General features: G+C 41.9%; 1 protein-coding gene. It reads left to right on the forward strand.

From position 1 onward, the window contains the following. Positions 1-358: hypothetical protein (locus CXF74_RS21795; protein ID WP_157822538.1), on the forward strand; the 358-nt coding region annotated here is incomplete at both ends.

Below are 358 nucleotides of genomic sequence, written 5' to 3' on the forward strand. Positions count from 1 at the left end.
CACAATGATGTCAGATAAACTTCTTAGCACCCTTGCTAACTTTGAACAATGGCGAGCCAATAAACCTGCTCGAAATACTGCCACACCAAAGCACTTACGACAGCAAGCCGTCGCGCTTTTATCCCATTATTCAAAAACAAAAATTGTCACCACTTTACGTATTAGCACTGAGCAATTTAATTATTGGCGCACTGAAGATGAACCTTCTGAACATCCACATGATTTCATTCCACTTCCCAAAATGCACTCACTGCCCAACGCAGCTTCCATCGAACTGAAGTTTATAAATGGCAACCAGTTAATACTTTCTGGCGACCTAAATCTACGGGTTGTAGCGCAGTTAATTGAGGCGGTAAAA

The organism is Psychromonas sp. Urea-02u-13 (assembly GCF_002835995.1).
Taxonomy (GTDB): Bacteria; Pseudomonadota; Gammaproteobacteria; order Enterobacterales; family Psychromonadaceae; genus Psychromonas.